Here is a 1075-nt window from a genome sequence, read left to right as displayed (position 1 = left end):
CCCAGCTAGCCGACCTCGTGATTTTTTCCGCTGCACGCACGATGAGAGCGGGGTGAGCCTGCTCTCGCGCGAGGGAATTAAGCGTTCACGTAAAGGTGTATCCTTCGGGATACTTTCCCCTTGTCCCTCCGATTGTATTCGGTAAGATACACCTATGCCGACGCTGCAACAGACCGATGAGTTCCGCGAGTGGGCCAAGGGCCTGCGGGACCGCGTTGCCAAGTCGCGGATTGCCGATCGTCTCGACCGGCTGGCACGTGGGCTTCCGGGCGACGTTCAGCCGGTCGGCGGCGGCGTATCGGAACTGCGGATTCACTACGGACCCGGCTACCGGGTCTATTTCGTCCAGCGCGAGGCGGTGCTGATCGTCCTGCTCTGCGGCGGCGACAAGGGCTCCCAGGCCCGCGACATAGCCAAGGCTAAGGCGCTGGCAGCTGATTTGGAGGACTGACCATCCTCTACCTCATCTGAGAAAGGAATCTGAGAATGGCAACCAAGACCTACCCCTTCGACCCTGCCGAAATGCTCGACAGCCCTGAGGCTCAGGCGGATTTTCTCTCCCAAGCTCTCGCCACTGGCAACCTCAGTGAGGTCAGCCATGCCCTCGGCATCGTGGCACGCGCTCACGGCATGACCGATGTAGCGCGCACCACCGGCCTTGGTCGGGAAAGCCTCTACAAGTCCCTGAGCGAGGGCGGAAAGCCCGAGTTCGGGACCGTGCTGAAGGTCATGGGCGCGCTTGGATTGAAGTTGGCGGCGGTCGCGGCGACTGATGAGGCCGTGGCGGGGGAGTGACTGCGCAACCTGCCAGCCCACCGAGTCGTTTCGATGTCATAGCGCGCGGGTGAACCCGGACGCTGGCTCGGCAATCTGGGCCCCATAGGGTCGCGCCCCTTACGACCATGCCCGCTGCCTCTCTCCCAAGCTTGGACAGCGCCTTTAACTCAGCGCCGAGGTTAGGCTTCAAACTTCCGGTAGAGATGCGGTGCCGCCGCGTCGTTTGGCTTGCAACATCACCAAATCGTGACTTATCGGTGAGACGCCGTGCTCGGACTACAAAGGAGCCCGTCGCCGA

The 1075-nt window shown here is 62.3% G+C and carries 2 protein-coding genes; both read left to right on the top strand.

Annotated elements, in window-relative coordinates; translation table 11 throughout:
* Nucleotides 1-154: 154 nt before the first annotated feature.
* Complete coding sequence (locus tag D9599_RS30655; RefSeq protein ID WP_198385122.1) at nucleotides 155-451, top strand: type II toxin-antitoxin system RelE/ParE family toxin; 297 nt, start codon at nucleotides 155-157, stop codon at nucleotides 449-451.
* Nucleotides 452-486: 35 nt separating this feature from the next.
* Nucleotides 487-795, top strand: coding sequence for an addiction module antidote protein (locus D9599_RS30650; RefSeq protein ID WP_198385121.1), 309 nt, complete (start codon nucleotides 487-489; stop codon nucleotides 793-795).
* The last annotated feature ends 280 nt before the right edge of the window (nucleotides 796-1075 follow it).

The sequence above is a fragment of the Roseomonas sp. KE2513 genome (assembly GCF_016107305.1).
GTDB lineage: Bacteria > Pseudomonadota > Alphaproteobacteria > Acetobacterales > Acetobacteraceae > Roseomonas.
The sequence above is the reverse complement of the archived record's forward strand: the minus strand, read 5'-3'. Positions and strand labels throughout refer to the sequence as shown.